The sequence below is a fragment of the Enterobacter cloacae complex sp. 677-3DZ2D5B genome (assembly GCF_004136695.1).
GTDB lineage: Bacteria > Pseudomonadota > Gammaproteobacteria > Enterobacterales > Enterobacteriaceae > Enterobacter > Enterobacter hormaechei_C.
Genome location: NZ_QFLS01000001.1, coordinates 12,987 through 36,359, shown reverse-complemented (window position 1 = coordinate 36,359; position 23,373 = coordinate 12,987). Strand labels below are relative to the sequence as shown.

The 23,373-nt window shown below is 61.2% G+C and carries 22 protein-coding genes and 1 pseudogene; 9 read left to right on the top strand and 14 right to left on the bottom strand.

Annotated elements, in window-relative coordinates:
- Positions 1–24: 24 nt before the first annotated feature.
- Positions 25–494: pseudogene (locus DD597_RS00175) on the bottom strand (SRPBCC family protein).
- Positions 495–536: 42 nt separating this feature from the next.
- Positions 537–1,553, bottom strand: coding sequence for an S-methyl-5-thioribose-1-phosphate isomerase (gene mtnA / locus DD597_RS00170; protein ID WP_129255852.1), 1,017 nt, complete (start codon positions 1,551–1,553; stop codon positions 537–539).
- A gap of 102 nt (positions 1,554–1,655) precedes the next feature.
- Between mtnA and mtnK the strand changes: the two genes are divergently transcribed.
- The gene (gene mtnK / locus DD597_RS00165; RefSeq protein ID WP_059294720.1) at positions 1,656–2,855 is read left to right on the top strand and encodes an S-methyl-5-thioribose kinase; all 1,200 of its coding nucleotides are present in this window, start codon (positions 1,656–1,658) and stop codon (positions 2,853–2,855) included.
- Positions 2,856–2,907: 52 nt separating this feature from the next.
- Here the strand turns inward: mtnK and DD597_RS00160 are convergent, their stop codons facing one another.
- The 4 genes from DD597_RS00160 to DD597_RS00145 are packed head-to-tail and all read right to left on the bottom strand — an operon-like array spanning position 2,908 to position 7,724.
- Complete coding sequence (locus DD597_RS00160; RefSeq protein ID WP_058658468.1) at positions 2,908–4,149, bottom strand: LVIVD repeat-containing protein; 1,242 nt, start codon at positions 4,147–4,149, stop codon at positions 2,908–2,910.
- On the bottom strand, positions 4,146–5,210 hold the full coding sequence (locus DD597_RS00155; RefSeq protein ID WP_022650577.1) for a sugar ABC transporter substrate-binding protein: 1,065 nt from the start codon (positions 5,208–5,210) through the stop codon (positions 4,146–4,148). Before DD597_RS00155 ends, DD597_RS00160 begins: the two co-directional genes overlap by 4 nt.
- Positions 5,211–5,229: 19 nt before the next feature.
- On the bottom strand, positions 5,230–6,225 hold the full coding sequence (locus DD597_RS00150) for an ABC transporter permease (RefSeq protein WP_022650576.1): 996 nt from the start codon (positions 6,223–6,225) through the stop codon (positions 5,230–5,232).
- On the bottom strand, positions 6,222–7,724 hold the full coding sequence (locus DD597_RS00145) for a sugar ABC transporter ATP-binding protein (RefSeq protein WP_032657539.1): 1,503 nt from the start codon (positions 7,722–7,724) through the stop codon (positions 6,222–6,224). The genes DD597_RS00150 and DD597_RS00145 overlap by 4 nt, the downstream gene beginning before the upstream one ends.
- A gap of 159 nt (positions 7,725–7,883) precedes the next feature.
- Here DD597_RS00145 and DD597_RS00140 point away from each other — a divergent pair, with 159 nt between their 5' ends.
- From DD597_RS00140 to DD597_RS00125, 4 genes are all read left to right on the top strand, one after another.
- Complete coding sequence (locus tag DD597_RS00140) at positions 7,884–8,972, top strand: oxidoreductase (protein WP_129255851.1); 1,089 nt, start codon at positions 7,884–7,886, stop codon at positions 8,970–8,972.
- A gap of 57 nt (positions 8,973–9,029) precedes the next feature.
- Complete coding sequence (locus DD597_RS00135) at positions 9,030–9,773, top strand: SDR family NAD(P)-dependent oxidoreductase (RefSeq protein ID WP_017382507.1); 744 nt, start codon at positions 9,030–9,032, stop codon at positions 9,771–9,773.
- A 183-nt stretch (positions 9,774–9,956) separates the two neighbouring features.
- Entirely contained in the window at positions 9,957–10,259 is a 303-nt protein-coding gene (locus DD597_RS00130; RefSeq protein ID WP_022647393.1) for a type II toxin-antitoxin system RelE/ParE family toxin, read from the top strand.
- Positions 10,234–10,638: a helix-turn-helix transcriptional regulator gene (locus tag DD597_RS00125; RefSeq protein ID WP_023324295.1), complete on the top strand. Its 405-nt coding sequence runs from the start codon at positions 10,234–10,236 to the stop codon at positions 10,636–10,638. The genes DD597_RS00130 and DD597_RS00125 overlap by 26 nt, the downstream gene beginning before the upstream one ends.
- Here the strand turns inward: DD597_RS00125 and DD597_RS00120 are convergent.
- The 7 genes from DD597_RS00120 to entC form a co-directional block, all read right to left on the bottom strand.
- The gene (locus DD597_RS00120; RefSeq protein ID WP_006809671.1) at positions 10,635–10,832 is read right to left on the bottom strand and encodes a YbdD/YjiX family protein; all 198 of its coding nucleotides are present in this window, start codon (positions 10,830–10,832) and stop codon (positions 10,635–10,637) included. The genes DD597_RS00125 and DD597_RS00120 overlap by 4 nt on opposite strands.
- Before the next feature lie 114 nt (positions 10,833–10,946).
- Positions 10,947–13,052 (bottom strand): pyruvate/proton symporter CstA, encoded by a 2,106-nt coding sequence (gene cstA / locus DD597_RS00115; protein WP_015571172.1) that lies wholly within the window; start codon positions 13,050–13,052, stop codon positions 10,947–10,949.
- A gap of 149 nt (positions 13,053–13,201) precedes the next feature.
- Positions 13,202–13,615 (bottom strand): proofreading thioesterase EntH, encoded by a 414-nt coding sequence (gene entH / locus DD597_RS00110; protein WP_015571173.1) that lies wholly within the window; start codon positions 13,613–13,615, stop codon positions 13,202–13,204.
- Positions 13,615–14,367, bottom strand: a complete 753-nt coding sequence (entA, locus tag DD597_RS00105; protein ID WP_129255850.1) for a 2,3-dihydro-2,3-dihydroxybenzoate dehydrogenase EntA — start codon at positions 14,365–14,367, stop codon at positions 13,615–13,617. The genes entH and entA overlap by 1 nt, the downstream gene beginning before the upstream one ends.
- Positions 14,367–15,221 (bottom strand): isochorismatase, encoded by an 855-nt coding sequence (locus DD597_RS00100; RefSeq protein ID WP_129255849.1) that lies wholly within the window; start codon positions 15,219–15,221, stop codon positions 14,367–14,369. The genes entA and DD597_RS00100 overlap by 1 nt, the downstream gene beginning before the upstream one ends.
- Before the next feature lie 10 nt (positions 15,222–15,231).
- Positions 15,232–16,842, bottom strand: a complete 1,611-nt coding sequence (gene entE / locus DD597_RS00095) for a (2,3-dihydroxybenzoyl)adenylate synthase EntE (RefSeq protein ID WP_023324293.1) — start codon at positions 16,840–16,842, stop codon at positions 15,232–15,234.
- Positions 16,843–16,851: 9 nt separating this feature from the next.
- The gene (entC, locus tag DD597_RS00090) at positions 16,852–18,027 is read right to left on the bottom strand and encodes an isochorismate synthase EntC (protein ID WP_023324292.1); all 1,176 of its coding nucleotides are present in this window, start codon (positions 18,025–18,027) and stop codon (positions 16,852–16,854) included.
- 188 nt (positions 18,028–18,215) lie between these two features.
- On the opposite strand from entC, the gene fepB reads away from it, so the two are divergent.
- Entirely contained in the window at positions 18,216–19,175 is a 960-nt protein-coding gene (gene fepB, locus DD597_RS00085) for a Fe2+-enterobactin ABC transporter substrate-binding protein (RefSeq protein ID WP_022650569.1), read from the top strand.
- 46 nt (positions 19,176–19,221) lie between these two features.
- On the opposite strand, the gene entS is transcribed toward fepB, so the two are convergent.
- The gene (gene entS / locus DD597_RS00080) at positions 19,222–20,469 is read right to left on the bottom strand and encodes an enterobactin transporter EntS (protein WP_063158579.1); all 1,248 of its coding nucleotides are present in this window, start codon (positions 20,467–20,469) and stop codon (positions 19,222–19,224) included.
- A gap of 108 nt (positions 20,470–20,577) precedes the next feature.
- Here entS and fepD point away from each other — a divergent pair, with 108 nt between their 5' ends.
- The 3 genes from fepD to fepC are packed head-to-tail and all read left to right on the top strand — an operon-like array spanning position 20,578 to position 23,368.
- A complete protein-coding gene (fepD, locus tag DD597_RS00075; RefSeq protein ID WP_116290470.1) occupies positions 20,578–21,582 on the top strand; it encodes a Fe(3+)-siderophore ABC transporter permease in 1,005 nt (334 codons plus the stop codon).
- Positions 21,582–22,571, top strand: coding sequence for an iron-enterobactin ABC transporter permease (gene fepG / locus DD597_RS00070; protein WP_072207487.1), 990 nt, complete (start codon positions 21,582–21,584; stop codon positions 22,569–22,571). The genes fepD and fepG overlap by 1 nt, the downstream gene beginning before the upstream one ends.
- On the top strand, positions 22,568–23,368 hold the full coding sequence (gene fepC, locus DD597_RS00065; RefSeq protein ID WP_022650565.1) for an iron-enterobactin ABC transporter ATP-binding protein: 801 nt from the start codon (positions 22,568–22,570) through the stop codon (positions 23,366–23,368). The genes fepG and fepC overlap by 4 nt, the downstream gene beginning before the upstream one ends.
- The last annotated feature ends 5 nt before the right edge of the window (positions 23,369–23,373 follow it).

Below are 23,373 nucleotides of genomic sequence, written 5' to 3'. Positions count from 1 at the left end.
TCGGGGTGAGGGCACCAGCGCGCACTAAGCGTTAAGCCCTTTCACATACCCCACCAGCTGATCCAGCACAATCCCCCACCCTTCGTGAAATCCCATCTGTTCATGCTGCTCGCGGATTTCCTTCGTGGGGTGGCGCGCAATCGCCGTATAGCGGGTGTTGCCCTCCCCGGCGTCTTCCAGGAGCAAAATTGCCGTCATAAACGGCTTCTCGGCCGGTTTCCAGCCTTCGGTATAGCCGTCGGTAAAGACCAGCTTTTCCCCGGATCGATTTCAAGGAATACGCCCCGGTTATCCATCCGCTGCCCGTCCACCTCAAACACGGTATTGAACCGCCCGCCCACGCGCAGGTCGAGGTCGCATTCGGTCACCTTATGGGGAGCAGGAATGAAGAAGTTTTTGATGTGCTCTGGCGTAGTCCAGCAGAGCCACAGCAGATCGCGCGGTGCGTCCACCACGCGCTCCAGTTTTAAGTCTGTTTCAGGATCGAGCGTCACGATGTTGTCCTCTTAAGGGAGCCCCTTAAAGGATAGCCGGACTCAGGCAAATTTCCCTTCCGCCACCTCGTCCGGAGTGACCACGCCTGTATCCAGTACCCAGCCGCTAATCAGCGAGGCGGGGGTGACGTCAAACGCCGGGTTAAAGACCTGGGCGTTTTGCGGTGCCCACTGCACCGCGCCAAAGCTTCCGGCGACGCCCGTCACCTCGCTGGCGGCGCGCTGCTCAATCGGGATCGCGTCGCCGTTCGGGCAGTCCGGGTCGAGGGTCGTTTGCGGCGCGGCGACATAGAACGGAATGCCGTGGAATTTCGCCAGCACCGCCAGAGAGTAGGTGCCGATTTTGTTCGCCACGTCGCCGTTGGCCGCAATGCGGTCTGCCCCCACCCACACGGCGTCCACCTGCCCTTTTGCCATCAGGCTGGCGGCCATGGAGTCGGTAATTAGCTGATACGGCACGCCCAGCTCGCCGAGTTCCCACGCGGTCAGCCTGCCGCCCTGCAATAGCGGACGGGTTTCATCCACCCAGACGTTGCTTACATTGCCTTCCTTATGCGCGCGAGCAATCACCCCCAGCGCGGTACCGACGCCCGCCGTCGCCAGCCCGCCGGTGTTGCAGTGGGTCAGCAGACGGCTGCCGGATTTCACCAGCGCGCTGCCCGCTTTGGCAATCGCGTCGCAAAGCCGTTTGTCTTCGTCAATCAGGCGCAGCGCCTCCGCCACCAGCGCCGGAACATACTCTTCCTGCCACAGCGCCAGCTTCATGCGGTCGAGGTTGCTCATCAGGTTTACCGCCGTCGGGCGGGATGCGCGCAGGGTTTCCAGCGCCACCGCCAGCTCGTCGCGGCTTTTGCCGCTTTCCGCTAACAGCGCCAGCAGCAGGCTTGCAGAGAGACCAATCAGCGGCGCGCCGCGTACGCGCAAAGCGTGGATATGACCGACCAGCGCCTCGACCGTCGAGGCATCCAGCCAGCGTTTCTCCTGCGGAAGCGCCTGCTGGTCGAGAATAAAGAGCTGATTATTCGCCACCCGCAGGCTGGTCGTCTGTAATGTCTGCATGTCGTTAATTCCCTGTTGCGTTGTTGTAGCACATTGTGTCAGGATGAAATCCAGATGTATAGACGTCTACATGTCTTAATTAGCAAAACTGAGGAGCAGGCCATGTCGCAATACCGTACCTTTACCGCTCAGGACGCCGTGGAGTATGCCAGGCAGTTTGGCGGACTTGACGATCCGTCATCGCTGGTAGAGGCGCAGGAAGTGGGCGACGGCAACCTCAATCTGGTTTTTAAAATTTTCGACAGCGCGGGCGTCAGCCGCATCGTCGTTAAGCAGGCGCTGCCCTACGTACGCTGCGTCGGCGAATCCTGGCCGCTGACGCTGGATCGTGCCCGTCTTGAAGCGCAAACCCTGGTCGAGCATTACCAGCACAGCCCGCAGCACACCGTGAAAATCCACCACTTTGATCCGGAACTGGCGGTGATGGTGATGGAAGATCTCTCCAGCCATCGCATCTGGCGCGGCGAGCTGATTAACAACATTTACTACCCACAGGCAGCGCGTCAGCTGGGGGAATATCTGGCTCACACCCTTTTCCACACCAGCGATTTTTATCTGCATCCGCACGAGAAAAAAGCGCAGGTGGCAAAATTCATCAACCCGGAGATGTGCGAGATCACCGAAGATCTGTTCTTCAACGATCCGTACCAGATCCACGCGCGCAACAGCTACCCGGCCGAGCTGGAAAACGATGTTGCCGCCCTGCGCGACGACGCCCAGCTTAAAATCGCCGTGGCCTCCCTCAAGCACCGCTTTTTCTCGCACGCCGAAGCCCTGCTGCACGGAGACATTCACAGCGGTTCGATTTTTGTGGCCGACGGCAGCCTGAAGGCCATCGACGCTGAGTTCGGCTATTTCGGGCCGATTGGCTTTGACGTTGGCACCGCCATCGGCAACCTGCTGCTGAACTTCTGCGGCCTGCCGGGGCACCTCGGCATTCGCGATGCCGCCGCCGCGCGCGAGCAGCGCCTGACCGATATTCAGGAACTGTGGAACACCTTTGCGGAGCGCTTCCAGGTGCTGGCAAACGAGAAAGCCCGCGACGCCGCACTCAGCGCACCGGGCTATGCCTCCGCATTCCTGAAAAAGGTCTGGCACGATGCCATCGGATTCTGCGGCACCGAGCTGATTCGCCGCAGCGTCGGGCTTTCCCATGTGGCGGATATCGACACCATTCAGGATGAAGCGATGCGTCACGAATGCCTGCGCCACGCGATATCCCTCGGTAAAGCGCTGATTGTGATTGCCGACCGCATCGACAGCGCGGAAGAGCTGGTGGCACGGGTGCGGCAGTACAGTTGATTTTCTCCCTCTCCCTGTGGGAGAGGGCCGGGGTGAGGGCATCAAACCGCACTCACCCCAGATACTCAATCACCGACAGCCCGCCGTTATAGTCCGTGCTGTAAATAATCCCCTGCGCGTCCACAAACACGTCACACGACTGGATCACCTGCGGGCGATTCGGCCGCGTATCCATCATCCTCTCCGGCGCCGCGGGCACCAGCGCTCCCGTTTCCACCGGGCGATACGGATTGGAAATGTCATACGCGCGCACGCCCGCGTTCTGATACGTCGCGAAGATCAGCGTGGAGCTGACAAAGCTCCCCGGCCGGTTCTCGTGCAGGTTGTGCGGGCCAAAATGCGCCCCTTTCGCCACGTAGTCGATTTCATCCGGCTGCGGGAAGGTAGAGATACTCACCGGGTTCGACGGCTCGCGAATATCAAACAGCCAGATCAGCTTCTCGCCGTCTTCCTGGTTATCGAGCACCGCTTCGTCCAGCACCACCAGCAGATCGCGGTCCGGCAGCGGCAGCGCGGTGTGCGTCCCACCGCCAAACGGCGGGCTCCAGTTACGGTGGCTAATGAGCTTAGGCTGGGTGCGATCCTTCACGTCCAGCAGCGTCAGGCCGCCGTCGCGCCAGCTGCCGTACGCGGTATCCCCCGCAATAATCGCGTGGTGGAGGGCGTAACGTTTCCCTTCCTGCCAGTCCGGCTGTTCGCCTGCGGCCTGGTTCATCCCCGGCAGCCACCAGCGCCCCGCCACTTCAGGCTTGCACGGGTCCGCCAGGTCAATGGTCAGGAAAATGTAGTCGGTAAAACCGTCGATCAGCGCCGACACGTACGCCCAGCGGCCACCGACGTACCAGATGCGGTGAATGCCGATGCCGCTCAGCGACAGAAAGCCGATTTCGCGCGGCGCGTCCGGCGTGGAGATATCAAAAACGCGAAGCCCGGCGCTCCAGCCCCTGTCCTGAACGTCGCTGACGGTCTCTCCTACCTGACGGGTGTAGTAGACCTTCTCGTCGGCGAAGCGGGCATCGGCAAACAGATCCCGGGCGTTGATCACCAGCAGCAGGTCGTCATGCGCCTGGAGGTGCACGTTCCAGGTGCCCGGCGGCGCAGGAAAATAGCCCGCGGGTTTCGGATTTTTTGGATCGCGCACGTCGACAATCGAAAAGCCCTGCGACACCATATGGCCGATATACGCAAAGCCGCGGTGCACCATCAGCTGCACGCCGTCCGGGCGACCGCCCTGGTCGCTATGGCCAATCAGCCGCATATTGCGGCTGTATTCTGGCGTAGGAAGCATGCTCATTTATTTTTCGCTTCCAGCGTCGCAAACCACGGCGCGATAAAATCTTCCGTCTGGCCCCAGCCCGGAATGATTTTGCCCAGCGACGCCACGTTCACCGCCCCCGGCTGCGCGGTCAGCAGCGCCTGCGGGATCGCAGCGGCTTTGAAGTCGTAGGTGGCAGGCGTGGCTTCACCGGCAATCTTGTTGGCGATCAGGCGTACGTTGGTCGCGCCAATCAGCTTCGGATCTACCGCCACGCTCACCTTCCACGGGCTACCCGGCTCGCGCATCAGCTGTAAATCCTGGTTGGAGATGTCGATGCTGTAGAGTTTGATCTCGGTGCGGCCGTTCTCTTTCAGCGCCTTATACGCGCCCTGGCTGAAGGCATCCCAGGTCCCCCAGATGGCGTCGATTTTGCCTTTCGGGTATTTCGCCAGGATCGCACCCACCTTGTTGGCGGTGTCGCCCTGCACGTCAGAGGAGACCGCGCCGATGGACTCCAGCTCTTTAATCTCCGGGTACTGCTTTTGCAACTCTTTATACGCCGCCTGACGACGCTCCATCGGCGGGAAGCCCGCTACCCACAGCTTGACGATGTTGGCCTTGCCGTTGAAATCTTTCGCCAGCTGGCCGAAGGAGAGGTTAGTCAGAGAGGCATCGTCCTGTTGGGTAACGGTCACGCCCGGGATCTCACCGTTGACGGCGGTATCAAATACGGCGACCTTGATCCCGGCATCCACCGCCTTCTTCACCAGCGCGGTGGAGTACGGATCGCGGCCCTGCGACAGGATGATCCCGTCATATTTCTGGCTGATGGCCTGGTTCACGAAGTCCTGGAATTTAGCGTCATCCCCGTTGCTCAAAAAGGTGCTGACCTTAAAGCCGAGCTTTTTCCCTTCCTGAATGGCCCCGGCAACAAACTGCGTGGTGTTGTCGTCTGAGCCGAGGTTGCGGATCACCGCAATGCGAATGGGGCCGTCATGGTTGGCAATGGCCGCCGGGAGCGGTGCGGGCGTGGCCGCGAAGCCAGGCAGAGCGGTGAATAACCCTAATGCCACCAAAGAGAGTGCAATCTTTTTCATTTTTTATCCCGTTGTGTTGTCAGCGTTTTTGTATGTAGGTAATCGCCAGCGCTACCGCGAGCACCAGCCCTTTTATAATGTCCATGGCGTAATACGGCACGGAGAGCATCACCAGCCCGTTCGACAGCACGCCGAGGATCACCGCCCCCACCAGGGTCCCCAGGGCATTCGGCTTGCCGGACCCGGCCAGCGAGAAGCCGATCCACGCCGCCGCCACCGCATCCATCAGGTAACCGCCACCCGCATTCACCTGCGACGACCCAATGCGCGAGGCCAGCAAAATCCCGCCCAGGCCCGCCAGCAGGGAGGCAATCACGTAGGCCGCCACCTTGTAGCGCGTGGTGCGAATGCCCGAGAGGCGCGCGGCTTCGGGGTTGCCGCCAATGGCGTACATCCGGCGGCCGTGCGTGGTCAATGAGAGGCCCAGCTGCGCCAGCACGGTCACCACCAGCATGACGATCACGATAGTCGGTACCTGTCCCAGCAGGCTGAACGTCGCAGGGATGGTGCCTTCCGCCATGTCGCCGCTCGGCAGCACCATGTTCTCAGTAATCGACCCGCCGTAGCTGTAGGTCATCGCCACGCCCTGGATGACAAACAGGCTGGCGAGTGTGGCGAGCATGTCCGGAATACGCAGGATGACGATCAGAAAGGCGTTAAACAGGCCGACCAGCGTGCAGAGCGCGAGAGTGATTACAATCGACTCGGTGGTGCCGAAGCCGTGCCAGACGAAGAGCGAAATCACCAGCGCGTTCGCCAGCGACGCGGTGGATCCCACCGAGAGATCGAACCCGCCGACGGTCAGGGAGATCGACACGCCGATGGCAATCACCGTCACGATGGCAATCGAGCGCAGAATGTTAATGATGTTGTTCGGATCGAGGAAGCTGTCCGACGCCAGGCCAAAAACGGCCACCAGCGCGACGACGGTCAGCAACATGCCCCACTTGTAGAGAAAATCGAAAATCTGCTGACGGCCAGACGCCGCCGCGCTCACTGAAAGGGCCTTGCTCACGACGCCGTTCCTCCGGTTGAATAATAAAGTAGTGTCTCTTCACGGGCCTCGGCCCCGGCGATTTCCGCCACGATGCGCCCGTCCCACAGCACGCAGATGCGGTCGCAGAGCCCCACCAGCTCGGCGAACTCGCCGGAGGCGTAAATCACCCCTTTGCCCTCGCGCGCCAGGCCGTCGATAAGCTGAAACAGATCGGTTTTGGCCTTCACGTCCACGCCTTTGGTCGGCTCGTCGAATATCAGCACGCTGGCGTCATTACGCAACCATTTACCGATGGCGACCTTCTGCTGGTTGCCGCCGGAGAGACGTCGCAAAACCTGCCCGGGACCGCGGGCGCGAACGCCGACGCGGGCGATCACCTCCTCCGCCCAGCGCCACGCCTGACGATGGCCGAACAGGCTCCAGCGCGAGAAGCTGTTATCGGCGCACACGGCAAGATTCATGCTCACCGGCTCGTCGATAAAAATGCCCTCTTTGCGCCGCTCTTCCGGCACCAGCGCCAGGCCGCGCAGCACCGAGTCCGCCGGGTCGCGCGGTTTCCAGTCCTGATGGTTCAGCTCGCCGTTCGCGACGCGGCTTTTACTGGCGCCAAACAGCGCCTTACAGAGTTCTGTTTTGCCCGCGCCCGCCAGCCCGGCAATGCCGAGAATTTCGCCCTTGCGCAGGTGCAGCGAGATATCTTTCAGCAGCGCGTCGTCGTGCAGCCCTTCTACCCGCAGCAGCGTTTCGTCGCCGTGCGGCGGGCGCGGGGGCGGATAGATATCGCTCAGCTCGTGGCCGAGCATCTTCTCAACAATCTCTTCACCGCTGAGATCGGCCATCGGGCCAGACTCAATCAGCCTGCCGTCGCGCAGCACCGTGAGGGTGTCGCAGATAGCTTTTAGCTCGTGAATGCGGTGTGAGATAAACACCACGCCGATGCCCTGCTGTTGCAGACGTCTTACTACCGCAAACAGACGCTCGCTCTCGTGCGCGTCAAGCGGCGCGGTGGGTTCATCAAGAATCAAAAAACGGCAGTGATGAGATAACGCCCGCGCCAGCAAAATCTGCTGTTTTTCAGCCAGCGTGCAGCCGTCGATGGAGCGGCGAACGTCGAGCGAAACATCCAGCTGCGCCAGCGCCTGCCGCGCCTGCTGGCGGATGTCGCGCCAGCGGTAGCGGTGCCCTGGCTGCGCCAGCTGGTCGAGCATGATGTTTTCAGCAATGCTTAACCCCGGGATCAGCGCCACGTCCACCTCCTGCTGCACGAGGTGGATGCCCAGCCGTTTGGCGTCCAGCGGCTCGCGGATGCTTACCGGCTGGTTGTTAATGCAGATTTCGCCTTCATAGTGGTCGTGCGTCCCGCACAGCACCGCCATCAGCGTCGATTTCCCCGCGCCGTTGGCGCCGGTCAGCGCATGCACCGACCCGCCGTTCAGGGTGAAATCCACGCGCGACAGGGCCTGAAAGCCGGAAAAGGCCAGGCTGATACCGCGCATCTCAAGGCGACTGGAAACCATCCGCGTAAATCCTTCATTACTCTTCTGATTTAGCGAATTTTTCACAGCTCCGGTTGACTGACAACGACGGAAAAGGCATAAGATAAAGCGAAATATTATTAGCCATCCGGATGTCCAGACATAACATCGGGTTAGCGCTTGCTAAAAAAGGACAACTTCATGAGCAACACCGATATCCGCGTCGTACCCGGCCCGGCGAACTACTTCTCTCATCCGGGAAGCCTTGCACACCTGGATAATTTCTTTACTCCGGAACAACTTTCCCGCGCGGTGTGGATCTACGGCGAGCGGGCAATCGATGGCGCACGCCCTTATCTGCCGCAGAGTTTTACCGCGCCGGGGGCAAAACAGCTGCTGTTTAAGGGCCATTGCAGCGAGCGTGACGTCACCCGTCTGGTGAACGAAGCGGGAAGCGAAGCCAGCGTGGTGATTGGCGTGGGCGGCGGCGCGGTGATGGATACCGTCAAGGCCGTGGCGCGTCGTCTGGGCGTGCCGTTCGTGGGCATTCCCACTATCGCCGCCACCTGCGCGGCGTGGACCCCGCTCTCCGTGTGGTACAACGATGCCGGTCAGGCGCTACAGTTTGAGATTTTTGACGACGCCAACTTTCTGGTGCTGGTGGAGCCGCAGATCATCCTTAACGCCCCGGCGGAATACCTGCTGGCGGGCATCGGCGATACGCTGGCGAAGTGGTACGAAGCGGCGGTACTCGCCCCTCAACCTGAGAGTCTGCCGCTGACCGTGCGTCTTGGCCTGAACGGTGCGCTGGCGATCCGCGACGTGCTGCTGGAACGCAGCGAAGAGGCGCTTGCAGATCAGCAGCGCGGCGAACAGACGCAGGCGTTCCGGGACGTGGTGGATGCGATTATTGCCGGAGGCGGAATGGTCGGCGGTCTGGGTGAGCGCTATACCCGCGTGGCGGCGGCGCACGCGGTGCACAACGGCTTAACCGTGCTGCCGCAGACGGAAAAATACCTGCACGGCACCAAGGTGGCCTACGGCATTCTGGTCCAGAGCGCCCTGCTCGGCCAGGACGACGTGCTGGCGCAGCTGGTGGCGGCGTACCGGCGCTTTAACCTGCCAATCACGCTTCGCGAGCTGGACGTCGATATTCACAACCGCGACGAGCTGGATAAGGTCATTGCCCACACCCTGCGCCCGGTGGAGTCGATTCACTATCTGCCGGTGACGTTAACGCCTGAGGTGCTGCGCGCCGCGTTTGCGAAGGTGGAATCCTTCAGCCGTTAATTGCGCCGACGGACTATACCTAATGATGATTCTCTCCACTCTTGCAACGAGGTCATCATGCAGATCGATTTAACAGGTAAAAAGGCGCTGGTTACCGGCGCCAGTCGTGGGCTGGGTCGGGCGATTGCGCTGTCGCTGGCGCGAGCCGGTGCCGATGTGGTTATCACCTACGAAAAATCCGTCGATAAAGCCCAGCAGGTCGTCGATGAGATCAACGCGCTGGGGCGACACGGCGAGGCGATTCAGGCCGACAGCGCCAGCGCGCAGGCGATTCAGGATGCGGTCACGCAGGCGGCGCGCTCCCTCGGCGGGCTGGATATTCTGGTCAATAACGCCGGGATTGCGCGCGGCGGCCCGCTGGAGTCCATGACCCTGGCGGACATCGACGCTCTGATCAACGTCAACATCCGCGGCGTGGTGATCGCCATTCAGGAAGCGCTGGTGCATATGTCGGACGGCGGACGCATCATCAACATTGGCAGCTGTCTGGCGAACCGCGTGGCGCAGCCGGGGATCGCCGTCTACTCGATGACCAAGTCTGCCCTTAACTCTCTCACCCGAGGTCTGGCCCGTGATTTAGGCCCGCGCGGCATTACCGTCAACCTGGTCCACCCCGGCCCGACCAACAGCGATATGAACCCGGAAGACGGTGAGCAGGCTGACTCTCAGCGTCAGCTTATTGCCCTGGGCCATTACGGCCAGCCGGAGGATATCGCAGCGGCAGTCACCTTCCTCGCCAGCCCGGCTGCGGGGCAAATTTCCGGCACCGGTCTGGATGTCGACGGCGGTCTGAACGCCTGATCGCAAATTTACTGTATGCCTCTGTCGCCCGGCAGAGGCCTGTTCGAGCCGCCTCGATGATTCGCGTTTTGCCGCTTTCTCGCGGTTATTCTCCGCTCTACAGTACCTCATTAGAAATTCGGAATTTATCTAATAGTCTTATTATTTCCTTATATTTTGTGTGGGCGTACAGTGGAGGTACGGATGAAGATTGTGTGGTCTAAAACAGCAGAGAAGCAGTTTTCTAAAATCGATCCTCGATATCAGAACCGCATTAAATTCAGGCTGGAGAAGATGGACGATAAAACATCACCTGTCGCGGATATCAAGAAATTATCTTCTCCCGAAAACCACTACAGGTTGCGATTAGGTGATTACAGGGTCATTTACACCTTCGGAGACCCGCCGGGTGATATCTGCTACGTAGTGGCAGTAAAACGCCGGACAACCACTACCTACCTTCATGAGGAGCATACGGAATATGACTATTCAGTTCATCAAGGATGAAGAAGGAAAAAAACAGTATGTTGTCATACCCTACGGTGAATATTTTCGCATGCGTTTAGCCATGCTTGAGTACGATGACGATGATGAAAACGACTGGGAAGACATCCCTTACGAATCAGACATCTACGATAACGTAGGTTTACCGGGTGAAGTGTGCGACATCATGCATAACGAGAACGTCAGCCTACAGGCCGCCTGGCGCATTTTACGCGGCATGTCCCAGCAGGAGGTGGCGGAGAAGCTTGGCATCAGCCAGTCCGCCGTGTCACAGCTGGAAGCGCTGGACTCCCGACCGCAAAAGCGCACCCGCGAAAAGCTGGCGGCACTTTACGGCTGTAAACAGGAGCAGATCAGCCTCTATTTACCGAAAGAGGGTTAACAGCACTTCGCCCCGCCCTTGCCGCCGTAGCGGGCGTCCTGACGGTCGCGGAAAAATTCTTCGTAGGTCATGGGCGTCTGGTCCGGGTGGTTGACGCGCATATGCTCGACGTAGTTGTCGTAATCCGGCACGCCAATCATCATTTTAGCGGCCTGGCCCAGGTATTTACCTGCTTTGGAAAGGGTGTCGAACATAATCAGTTTCTCGTTTGTATTCCCCTCACCCTGACCCTCTCCCCAAAGGGGAGAGGGAACTTTAACACCCTCTCCCCTTTGGGGAGAGGGCTAGGGTGAGGGGGTTTGGTAATGTTAATGCGCCCCTTTCGCCTGGGTGACAATCTCGTCCAGGTTCTCAGGCATTGGCTCATACGGCGTCTCTTTCGCCGTCGGTTTGTCGACTTTCAACGCCGCCAGCGCGGTTTTCAGAGAATACAACGCCAGCACCACAACCACCACCATAAAGAAGATGGTCAGCCCGGCGTCCAGACGGTTGTTAAACACCAGCTGCGACAGCTGAGATTCGGTGTACTGTGCCGGGATCTTACCGCTGTCGATCATCGCCTGGAACTTATTGGCGATCGCCAGGAAGCCCACCTTGTTGTCCGGGCTGAAGGCTTTCTGCCAGCCCGCGGTCAGGGTACAGATCAGCAGCCACGCCGTTGGCACCAGCGCCACCCATGCGTAACGCTGGCGCTTCATCTTGAACAGCACTACCGCGCAGAGCATCAGGGCCATGCCCGCCAGCATCTGGTTGGCGATACCGAACAGCGGCCACAGGGTGTTGATCCCGCCCAGCGGATCGACCACGCCCTGATGCAGGAAGTAGCCCCACGCCAGCACGCACAGCGCCGTCGCCAGCAGGTTAGCCGGGAGCGAATCGGTCCGCTTCAGGTTCGGGGAGATCACCCCCAGCAGATCCTGTAGCATAAAGCGCGCCGCACGCGTACCCGCATCCACCGCCGTCAGAATAAACAGCGCCTCGAACAGAATGGCGAAGTGATACCAGAACGAGACATCCATCAGCCCGCCCAGCGCGCCGTGCAGGATGTAGGCCATGCCCACCGCCAGCGTTGGCGCCCCGCCCGCACGGGAGATAATCGACTGCTCGCCGACCTCATTAGCGATATGCGTCAACGTTTCAGGGGTAATCGCAAAGCCCCAGCCGCTCACCACCTGCGCGGCAGAGGCGACCACGTCAACGGTGCCGGCCGGGGCCAGCACCGCCATCGGGCTGTTCATCGCAAAGTAAACGCCCGGGTCAATAATACAGGCCGAAACCAGCGCCATAATCGCCACGAAGGACTCCATCAGCATGCCGCCGTAGCCAATCAGGCAGGCCTGATTTTCATTCGCCAGCATCTTCGGCGTGGTCCCGGAGGCAATCAGCGCGTGGAAGCCCGACACCGCCCCACAGGCGATGGTGATAAACAGGAACGGGAACAGATTGCCGGTCCAGACCGGGCCGGTGCCGTCAATAAATTTGGTCAGCGCAGGCATGGTCAGGGTCGGGCGCATAATCAGAATGCCGATCGCCAGCCCGACGATGGTGCCGATTTTCAGGAAGGTAGAGAGGTAGTCACGCGGGGCCAGCAGCAGCCATACCGGCAGCACCGCCGCCACGAAGCCGTAGCCTACCAGCATCCAGGTCAGCTGCACGCCGGTGAAGTCGAAGAACGGTGCCCAGGTCGGGCTTTCCGCCACCCAGCCGCCGGAGATAATGGCAAACACCAGGAACACCAGGCCAATGACTGACACTTCACCAATGCGCCCCGGACGCAGGTAGCGAATGTAGATCCCCATGAACAGCGCCAGCGGTATGGTGAAGGCGACGGTATAGGTTCCCCACGGGCTGTGGGTCAAGGCTTTCACCACAATCATCGCCAGCACCGCGAGGATGATCACCATGATCATAAAGGTCGCCACCAGCGCAATCACCCCGGCGGTTGCCCCCATCTCTTCTTTCACCAGCTCACCCAGCGAACGACCGTCGCGACGGGTGGAGACGAACAGCACCATGAAGTCCTGCACCGCGCCCGCCAGCACCACCCCAGCGAGGATCCAGATCATCCCCGGCAGGTAGCCCATCTGCGCGGCCAGTACCGGCCCCACCAGCGGGCCTGCCCCGGCAATCGCCGCGAAATGGTGACCGAACAGCACTTTTTTATCGGTCGGCACGTAGTCCAGACCGTCGTTATGACGCACGGCCGGCGTCATGCGCGTGCCGTCTACGCCCAGCACCGTCTTTGCGATATAGCGGCCATAAAAACGGTATGCGATCAGATAAATGCAGACGGAGGCGACGACGATCCACAGCGCGTTGATCTGCTCCCCCCGGTTGAGGGCGATATAGCCCAGGGCAAAGGCTCCCACCACGGAGAGCACCGCCCACGTAAGGTATTTCCCTGAGTTGTTCATAGTTGTTGTCCGTTGTTGTGAAACAGTGAGATGTTACATTTTGTTTCTAGAACAACGGATAAAATTTAACAACTTTGAAACGCAATAATGCGTGGTCAAACCAGAGATTTACACCACAGTGTTAAGCCGATCACTTTCAGCTGAATGACTTACCCCAACACCATCGTACTCAACCGACAGGTACAGCACCGCCGCCCCTGCTCGTCGAACACCACGATCTCCCAGCTCTGGCTGGAACGGCCCAGATGCAGCGGCTGACACACGCCGCGTACCTTACCGTGTGAGACTGCGCGGTGGTGCGTGGCATTCAGTTCCGTACCCACCACGTTCTGCCCGTCACGGGTCATCAGAAAACCGGCCATCGAGCCCAGCGTTTCCGCCAGCGCCGCCGAGGCGCCGCCGTGCAGCAGGCCAAACGGCTGATGGGTGCGCGCATCCACCGGCATCTCCGCTTCCAGCGTATCGTCCCCGAGGCGGGTATAGACGATGCCAAGGTGCCCCACCATCGTATTCAGGCTGGTGGCGTTCAGCTCCTCGAGCGTTAAATGACGTTTCCAGATCATTACGCCCCCAGCGTGGAGCCGCCGTCCACCACGATATCCTGCAAGGTGATATGGCTGGCGGCATCGGATGCCAGGAACAGCACGGTCGCAGCAATCTCCTGCGGACGGGCAATTTTACCGAGCGGAATGCCAAGCTTGAACTGCTCGCCAAAGCCGCGAATGCGCCGCTGTTCCGCATCGTCGCTGGTCCACAGGGTGCGCTGCATGTCGGTATCCGTTGAACCCGGCGACACCAGGTTACAGCGTACGCCGCTGCCCGCCAGTTCCAGCCCGACTGTCAGCGCCAGGCTTTTCAGCGCCGCTTTCGACGCGCCGTAGGCGCTCATGCCGATGCGCGGCGTGTGCGCCGCGTCAGAGGCCACGGTCACAATCGCCCCGCCCTGCTGACGACGGAACTGGCCCATCGTCTGCTGGAACAGGTTGAACGCGCCGCCGACGTTGACCGCAAAGGTCTGCTGCCAGTCCTCCTGCGAAAGCTGATCCGTCGCGCCCATACGCAGAATGCCCGCTGCGTTAACCAGCACGTCGAGCCGCTCAAGGCTGCTGAGCAAACGCCCGCAGACGTCACTCGCCTGCGCCGTATCCGCCACGTCCAGCGTTTCGGTGGCAAACGGATATTCGCCGTGAGGGAAAGCCAGATCGAACCCGGTCACCTGCGCCCCGGCCTCCACAAATGCCAGCGCGGTCGCATAGCCAATGCCCTTACCCGCGCCCGTCACCCAGACGGTTTTACCGGTAAAATCAAAAGCCATCACTTCACCTCGCGGGAGAGCAGCGCCCACCAGGCATCGAGGGTCGGATTTTTTGCCAGCATCACGAAATCAATGTCGCCGTGCACTTTGCGCCAGCGGGCGGCGAGCGCCATCATCCGTACTGAATCCAGACCGTAGTCGATCAGGTTTTCGTCATCCATCGGCTCGTCGGACTCGTCCAGCAGCGGCAGGATCAGCTCACGCAGCGCGGCTTTCGTTGCCGGAACGGACGGCAGCAGCTCGTCGGTCATCACCACGCGGCCCGAACGTCCGGCCACGTATTTCAGCGACATCAGGTGCTCGTCGCGGGTGAAATCCGCCAGCGCGTCGGCGATAAAGAACGGTTTAATGTCGCGCATAAAGGCGTCGGTGGCGGTGGTCATGCAGCCGATGTGGGCGTATACGCCGGTGATCAAAAGCTGGTTGCGCCCGGTCTCTTTCAGCATCTGCTCCAGCGGCGAGCGGTGAAACGCGCTGTAGCGCCACTTCACCAGCACGGTGTCCGCTTCATCCGGGGTCAGCTCAGCGACGATGCGCTGCTGCTCCGGCGAACGGGTCAGGCCCGGCCCCCACATGTCGTTCAGCAGGGCACGGTCTTCATCGCTCTGATCTTTCGGCTGCGCGGTGTAGTACACCGGAATATTGTGCTCTTTGCAGTACGCGCGCAGTTTAGCGATGTTCGCCACTACCTGCTGCATCATGTCGCTATTTTCGCCCCAGAAGTTCAGGAAGTACTCCTGCATATCGTGGATCAGCAGCGCGGCGCGCTCCGGTTCAAATGCCCAGTTCACCTTGTTGGTCGGCAGCTCTGCGGCGGTTGGCAACGCGTAAGCGGTTAATTTTGGAATGGCCATTCTCTGTTCCTCAGCCCCGGGCGCGTTCAGCAAGCCACAGGCGCAACTGTTTCTTATCAACTTTGCCTACCGGCGTGAGCGGAAGCGCATCCACGCTCTCCACGCGGTCCGGCAGCTTAAATTCGGCAACGCCCTGCTCGCGCAGGAAGCGGCGCACCTCCACCGCGCGCAGGGGCTGTTTCACCACCAGGTACGCGCAGCTTTTTTCGCCCAGCAGGCTGTCCTCCATGCTCACCAGCGCGGCGTGGATCACCGCGTCGTGGCGCAGCAGCAGGTTTTCGATCTCTTCGGCGGCGATCTTCTCGCCACCGCGGTTGATCTGATCTTTCTCGCGCCCCTGCACGGTGATGTAACCCTGCTCGTCGATGGCGATCAGATCGCCCGAGCAGTAGAAACCGTTGGCATCAAAGGCGCTGGCGTTGTGTTCCGGGCTGTTGAAATAGCCGCGGAAGGTATACGGGCCGCGCGTCATCAGACGCCCGACTTCCCCGCGCGGCAGCGGGTTGCCGTCCTCATCCGCCACCCACACTTCATCGTCCGGGCACATCGGGCGGCCCTGGGTATTGATGATGCGCTCCGGCGCATCGTCGAGGGCGGTGTAGTTCACCAGCCCTTCCGCCATGCCAAACACCTGCTGAAGCTGGCAGCCAATTTCCGCCGGAATGCGCGCCGCAAGCGTGGCGGAGAGACGTGCGCCGCCTACCTGGAGCAGTTCGAGGGATTTCAGCTGGGCGTTCCCCGCGCCGTCGGCAATCGCCTGCAACCACAGGCTGACCGCGGGCGGCACCAGCGAGGTGACGTTGATCTGATGCTGCTCAATCAGCGGGAAGCAGAGCGTGGCGCTCGGATCGTTCGCCAGCACCACGCAGCCGCCCGCCGTGAAAACGCCTAACGATCCCGGCGAACTCATGGCGTAGTTGTGCGCCGCGGGAAGCGCGTTCAGATAGCGGGTGTGCGCAGTGATACCGCAGATTTCGTTGCTGCGGCGAATGCTGTAGTCGTAGTCGTTGTGCGTACGCGGGATCAGCTTCGGCGTGCCGGTGCTGCCGCCGGAGAGCTGGAAGAACGCCACTTCGTCGGCGGGCGTCGGGTTCGGGATGAAATTGTCCGCCGGGCGTGAAATCGCCGCCTCCAGCGCGTGTTCGCCCTTATCGCCGCGTAGCAGCACAACGCGTACCGAGCGATGCGCATCCACAAAGGTGTTGAGAAAATCATCGCCCGAGAACAGCGCGTGGTCGCGATCGGCAATCAGCACGGCGGGTTTGATCTGCTCCGCGTAGGCGTTGAGTTCACTGCGCTGATGGCTAAAGAGCGCGTTGACCGGCGCGACGCCGATTTGCAGTAGCGCGAAGAAGGTGATGTAGAACTCGGCCACGTTGCCGAGCTGCACCAGCGCGGTCTCGCCGCGATGCAGCCCCTGCGCCTGAAGGGCGGACGCCAGATTCGTCACCGCCTGATTAAACGCGCGGTAGGTAATGCGGCGATCGCCGTCAATTATCGCGACCGCATCGCTGTCCGCATGGTCCGTCAGGATGTGGGTCAGCGGCAGATCCTGCCAGTAGCCTTTTTCACGGTAGCGCCGGGCAAAATCCTCAGGCCAGCGGGTAAAAGGGATGGTCATGAGTATTCCTTAGTGCAAACCAAACACGTTGAGCATGGTGGAGAGCTTCACGCCCGTCTCGCGCCACTCGCCCACCGGGGAGGAAGCAGGCACAATGCCCGCGCCGGCAAACAGGCGAACGGTATTTTGATGCAGCCGCGCGCAGCGGATAGTTACCACCCACTCGCCGTTACCTTCGCTGTCGCACCAGCCAACAATGCCGCCGAACAGTTCGCGGTCGAAGGGCTCCAGCTCGGCAATGAGTTCTTTTGCCGCCTGATGCGGGAAACCGCTCAGGGCCGGGGTCGGGTGCAGCAGGCAGGCCAGCGTCAGGGCGTTCTCGTTTTCACGCGCGTCACCCTCAACCGGCGTGGCCAGATGCCACAGCGTTGGGGTGGTAATGAGCTGCGGGGAAGCCGGCATGCTCAAATGATGGCTGCGCGGTTCCAGAATGGTTTTCATCGCCTGGGTTACCAGGTCGTGCTCGTGACGGTCTTTTTCGGAGGCCAGCAGCTTAGTGCCCGCTTCGCGATCCAGCACATCGTCCGGCTGACGGCGCGCAGAGCCCGCCAGCGGCAGCGAACTAAAGTGCGCGCCCTCTTTACGCAGCAGCAGTTCCGGGCTGGCGCCCAGCAGCACGCCGCCGTCTTCCAGCGGTACGTGGAAGTTAAAGCTCGCCGGGTTCTGGGCGATAAGACGCTCCATCAGCGCGCTGCTATCAATCTGTTTGTCGGTGGCAATATCAATCAGGCGCGACAGCACCACCTTATTCACCTGCGGCGTGGCTGTGAGCGACGCGGCGCGGGCCACCATCTCCTCGAAAATCGGCTGCGGCGGGATCTCGGTGCGTTGTTGCACGTTCAGCGTCTGCGCGCCGGAGGCGTAGCGTGCGGACTGCTGACGCGCCGGGCGGGAGAAGGTTTGCCAGCGTTGCGGAATAAACAGCGATGACGGTTTGCGGGTATCGAAGGGGATCGCCCCTACCATCACCGGATGGGCAATGCCGCTGTTTTTCGCATTCCGGAAAGCCTGAGCTAATTTCTGCTGAAAGGGACCCGCCGGATCGTCACCGCCGACGGCGGGTTCAGAAAAACGGGCAAAACAGCCGGACGTGGTAAAACTGCGGTAAGGCGACATAAAGAAAAAGCTATCTGCTTGCAGCGTAGTCGCGGTGTGCTGAACTTCCTCAGCCAGGGACGTGTCCATATCATCCTCCTTAAAATGATAAAAGAAGCAATAATGATTATCATTTATATTTTCGTCGGCTAACCTAATCCCACATCGCCCCGCTGTCAACCGTCGGGCAAATAACTTGTGCGACAAACGCTTGCATCCCTTCCCTACAGCCCTGAAAATGAGAAGCATTATCTTCAATAAAATCAGGATGCCGCTCTGTGAAAATCGCTGCCGTTTGCCGCAATGCCCTTCTTTTAACAGGACTTTTTGTTTTAGGACTAACCTCAGCCGCCGCCGACGACTGGCCGCGCCAGGTCTCCGACAGCCGCGGCGTTCACACGCTTGAGAGCAAACCGACGCGCATTGTCTCCACCAGCGTGACCTTAACCGGCTCCCTGCTGGCCATTGACGCGCCGGTCATTGCCAGCGGAGCGACCACGCCGAACAACCGCGTGGCGGATGCGCAGGGCTTTTTACGTCAGTGGGGCGATATCGCGAAGCAGCGTAAGGTTGCCCGGCTGTACATCGGCGAGCCGAGCGCCGAAGCGGTCGCGGCCCAGATGCCGGACCTGATTTTGATCAGCGCCACCGGCGGGGATTCCGCGCTTGCGCTCTACGATCAGCTTTCCGCCATCGCGCCGACGCTTATCATCAATTACGACGACAAAAGCTGGCAGGAACTGCTGACCCAGCTGGGGACGATCACCGGGCAGGAGAGACAGGCCGCAGAGCGCATCGCTGCCTTCGATAAACAGCTCGCCCAGGTGAAGCAGCAGATGAAGCTGCCGCCACAGCCGGTGAACGCCATCGTTTACACCGCCGCGGCACACACGGCGAACCTGTGGACGACAGACTCCGCGCAGGGCAAGCTGCTGCACCAGCTGGGCTTTACGCTGGCGGACCTGCCTGCCGGTTTGCAGACCTCAACAAGCCAGGGCAAGCGCCACGACATTATTCAGCTGGGTGGAGAAAATCTGGCGACGGGGCTGAACGGCGAAGGGCTGTTCGTGTTTGCCGGCGACCAGAAAGACGTGAATGCGATTTACGCCAATCCGCTGCTGGCGCATCTGCCGTCGGTGAAGAACAAGCGCGTCTGGGCGCTGGGAACGGAGACGTTCCGCCTGGATTATTACAGCGCGATGCTGGTGTTAGACAGATTGAATGCGTTGTTTAAGTAGGCATTTTTCCTCCCTCTCCCCGTGGGAGAGGGCCGGGGTGAGGGCATCAGGCCGCACCGTCGTTCAACGCGACCTCCTGCCTGAACCGCCGCAATTCCACCAACGTCACCAGTAAGATCGCGCCAACCATCGCTAACACAAACCCGCTGCTGCTCGCCGACGCCACCGGGGTCATTATCGCCCCCATCCCGCCGAGGATCGCCGCGCCAATTGCATCGCCCGTCACGTTCTGCGCGGTCCACAGGCCGTTAATGCGCCCGAGCATCCCTTCCGGCGTCTGGGTCTGGATCAGGGTGTACTGTAAAAGCGAGCTGACCGCGCTCAGCCAGCCAAAAATCACCAGACACATCACCCCCAGCGCCCACACCGGCATCAGGCTGAAGAAACCAATCGCGATAAACGAGGCCAGCGTCGCCACCAGCATGATCAGCCCCGGTCTCGCGCTCTGCGCCAGGTTGCCGCTGGTCAGTGCCCCACACGCGGCGCCAAGCGGAATGGCGGCGTACAGCACGCCAATCTCTGAGGCGCTCATCTGCCACTCGCCCGCCAGCGCCGGGTACAGCACGCGCACGGCGCTCGCCATCGTCAGCAGGCCGCCGAGCAGCGCAATGCCGCCAATTAACGGGTTGCTGAACAGAAAACGAATCGCGGCCATCAGGGACTTCAGCGGATGCTCGCGCGGCTGCGGCGGCGGTGGCAGGAGCGGCAGACGCAGCAGCGTCAGGGTGGTGATAAAGGTTCCGGCTGCGGCAAGGCCGTAGTTCCACGCCACGTTGCCGGTCGCCAGCAGCAGACCGCCGACCATCGGCGAAATCACCGAGCCGAGGCGTACGGTGAGCATGGTGATCGCCCCCGCCTGCATCAGGTTCTCGCGCCCGACCAGCGCGGGCGTGGCCGCCAGCAGTGCCGTCACGCCTAACGAAGCAAAAAAGCCGTCCCACAATCCCAGCACGTAAATGGCCACCAGCGACGGCTCCGGCAGCATGGCGTTCAGACACAGCCCGACAAAGCCCACCCCGCAGGTGCCGCGCGCCAGCAGGATAAGCTTTTTACGCTCGTATCGGTCCGCCAGCACGCCGCCCACCATCAGGCCGATAAACATCGCCCCGCCGGTTAAGGTGACGGATAACCCTACCAGCCAGCTGGAGTGAGTGATGGTCTGGATTTGCACCGGCACGGCCACACCAAGCAAACCGAGGGACAAAATGGAGATAAAGCGAGCGATAAAAACGGCGCGATACGCCGGGTGTGTTTTGAGCAGGCTGAGGTTAAGCAGCCAGGATTTTTGATTCATGACAAAGCCTTGAGTCTATTTCTACCCATTCCATGGGCGCACATGCTAACATAGCCAAATAAGATAGATAACGATAATCACTATCATTATCAAATCATGGATGTTGCTATGTCGTTTTCCTCTTCTGCGGTGCGCGCCCTTGCCGTGCCCGTTTTATTGCTACTGCTAATCCTTGCGATTGCACTCAGCCTGCTGGTCGGCGCAAAACCGCTGCCCGCGTCCGTTATTGTCGATGCGCTATCCGGTACCTGTCAGAGCGCCGACTGCACCATCGTGCTCGACGCTCGCCTGCCCCGCACCCTTGCCGGCCTGCTGGCCGGTGGTGCGCTCGGCCTTGCCGGTGCCCTGATGCAAACCCTCACCCGCAACCCGCTGGCGGACCCTGGCATTCTCGGCGTGAACTCTGGTGCCAGTTTCGCCATTGTGCTCGGCGCGGCGCTGTTTGGTTTCACCTCTCCGTCTGAACAGCTGGTGATGGCCTTCTGCGGCGCGCTGGCCGCCTCGCTGGTGGTGGCGTTTACCGGCAGCCAGGGCGGCGGACAGCTCAGCCCGGTACGCTTAACGCTGGCGGGCGTAGCGCTCGCGGCGGTACTGGAAGGCTTGTCCAACGGCATCGCCCTGCTCAACCCGGACGTGTATGACCAGCTGCGCTTCTGGCAGGCGGGTTCGCTGGATATTCGTACCCTTGAAACCTTAAAAGTGGTGGTGATCCCGGCGAGCGTCGCTGCCGTCGTGGCGCTCTGTTTAAGCCGGGCGCTGAACAGCCTGAGCCTCGGCAGTGACACCGCGACCGCCCTCGGCAACCGCGTGGCGCGGACGCAGCTGACGGGCCTGCTTGCCATCACCGTGCTGTGCGGCAGCGCGACCGCCGTAGTCGGCCCGATTGCCTTTATCGGCCTGATGATGCCGCACATGGCGCGCTGGCTGGTGGGGGCGGATCACCGCTGGTCCCTCCCGGTAACGCTGCTGGCGACCCCTGCCCTGCTGCTGTTTGCCGACGTGCTGGGCCGCCTGCTGGTGCCGGGCGAACTGCGTGTCTCGGTGGTCAGCGCCTTTATCGGCGCGCCGGTGCTGATCTTCCTGGTACGACGCAGACGCGGGGGTGGCGCATGATGGCCCCGTCCCGTCGTTTACTCACCAGCGTCGCCCTGCTGGTCGTCACCTGTCTGCTGCTGGCGGTCTGGAGTCTGCAAAGCGGTGCCGTAACGCTTGATTTCGCGCAGGTCTTTCACGCTCTCACCGGCAGCGCGCCGCGTAACATCACCATGGTGGTCACCGAATGGCGACTGCCGCGCGTGGCAATGGCGATCCTGGTTGGCGCGGCGCTTGGCGTCAGCGGCGCGATATTCCAGTCGCTGATGCGTAACCCCCTCGGCAGCCCGGACGTGATGGGCCTGAATACCGGCGCGTGGAGCGGCGTGCTGGTGGCGATGGTGCTGTTCGGGCAGCATCTCACGGCCATTACCTTTACGGCGATGGCGGGCGGCATTCTCACCTCCCTGCTTATCTGGGCCCTGGCCTGGCGCAACGGCATCGACACCTTCCGCCTGATCATCATCGGGATCGGCATCCGCGCGATGCTGATGGCGTTTAACACCTGGCTTCTGCTACAGGCGTCGCTGGAAACCGCACTCTCCGCCGGGCTGTGGTACGCCGGTTCCCTCAACGGTCTGACGTGGGTAAAAACCTGGCCCGCCGCGCCGCTGATTATCCTGATGTTTATCGGCGCGTTGCTGCTGGTCAGGCGCATGCGGCTGCTGGAGATGGGCGACGACAGCGCCTGCGCGCTGGGCGTGAGCGTAGAGCGCTCGCGCCTGATGCTGATGCTGGTGGCGGTCTTGCTGACCGCAGCGTCTACCGCCATCGCCGGGCCGATCTCGTTTATTGCCCTTGTCGCGCCGCATATCGCGCGGCGACTTAGCGGCACCGCGCGCTGGGGATTAACCCAGGCGGCGCTGTGCGGTGCAGTATTACTGCTGGCCGCCGATCTCTGCGCCCAGCGGCTGTTTACGCCTTATCAACTGCCGGTGGGCGTGGTGACCGTCAGCCTCGGCGGGATTTACCTCATCGTCTTGCTCGTTCAGGAGTCACGCAAGAAATGACAGATTTAACCACCCGCTTGCGCGGCGAAAACTTGACCCTCGGCTACGGCAAAAAAATCATTGCCCGGGACTTATCCGTTGCCATTCCGGACGGCCACTTCACCGCCATTATCGGGCCAAACGGCTGCGGCAAATCAACATTGCTGCGCACGCTGAGCCGCCTGATGTCGCCGGTTGAGGGCAGCGTGTTCCTCGACGGGGAGCAGATCCAGCGCTTCGCCAGCAAAGAGGTGGCGCGCCGAATTGGTCTGCTGGCGCAAAACGCCACCACGCCGGGGGATATTACCGTGCAGGAGCTGGTCTCCCGCGGGCGCTATCCGCACCAGCCGCTGTTTACCCGCTGGCGCAAGGAGGACGACGAGGCCGTGAAGCGCGCGATGCAGGCGACGGGCATCACCGAGCTGGCCCAGCAAAGCGTCGATACCCTCTCCGGCGGACAGCGCCAGCGCGCGTGGATCGCAATGGTGCTGGCGCAGGAAACCTCGATCATGCTGCTGGACGAGCCGACGACCTGGCTGGATATCAGCCATCAGATTGACCTGCTGGAGCTGCTGAGCGAGCTGAACCGTACGCAGGGGTACACCCTGGCGGCGGTGTTGCACGACTTAAACCAGGCGTGCCGCTACGCGACGCATCTGATTGCGCTGCGCGACGGCGAGATTGTGGCGCAGGGCGCGCCGAAGGAGATTGTGACGCCAGAGCTGATCGCGCGGATCTACGGCATGCGCTGCATGATTATTGACGATCCGGTGGCGGGTACGCCGTTGGTGGTGCCGCTTGGAAAACGTGCGGTCTGATGCCC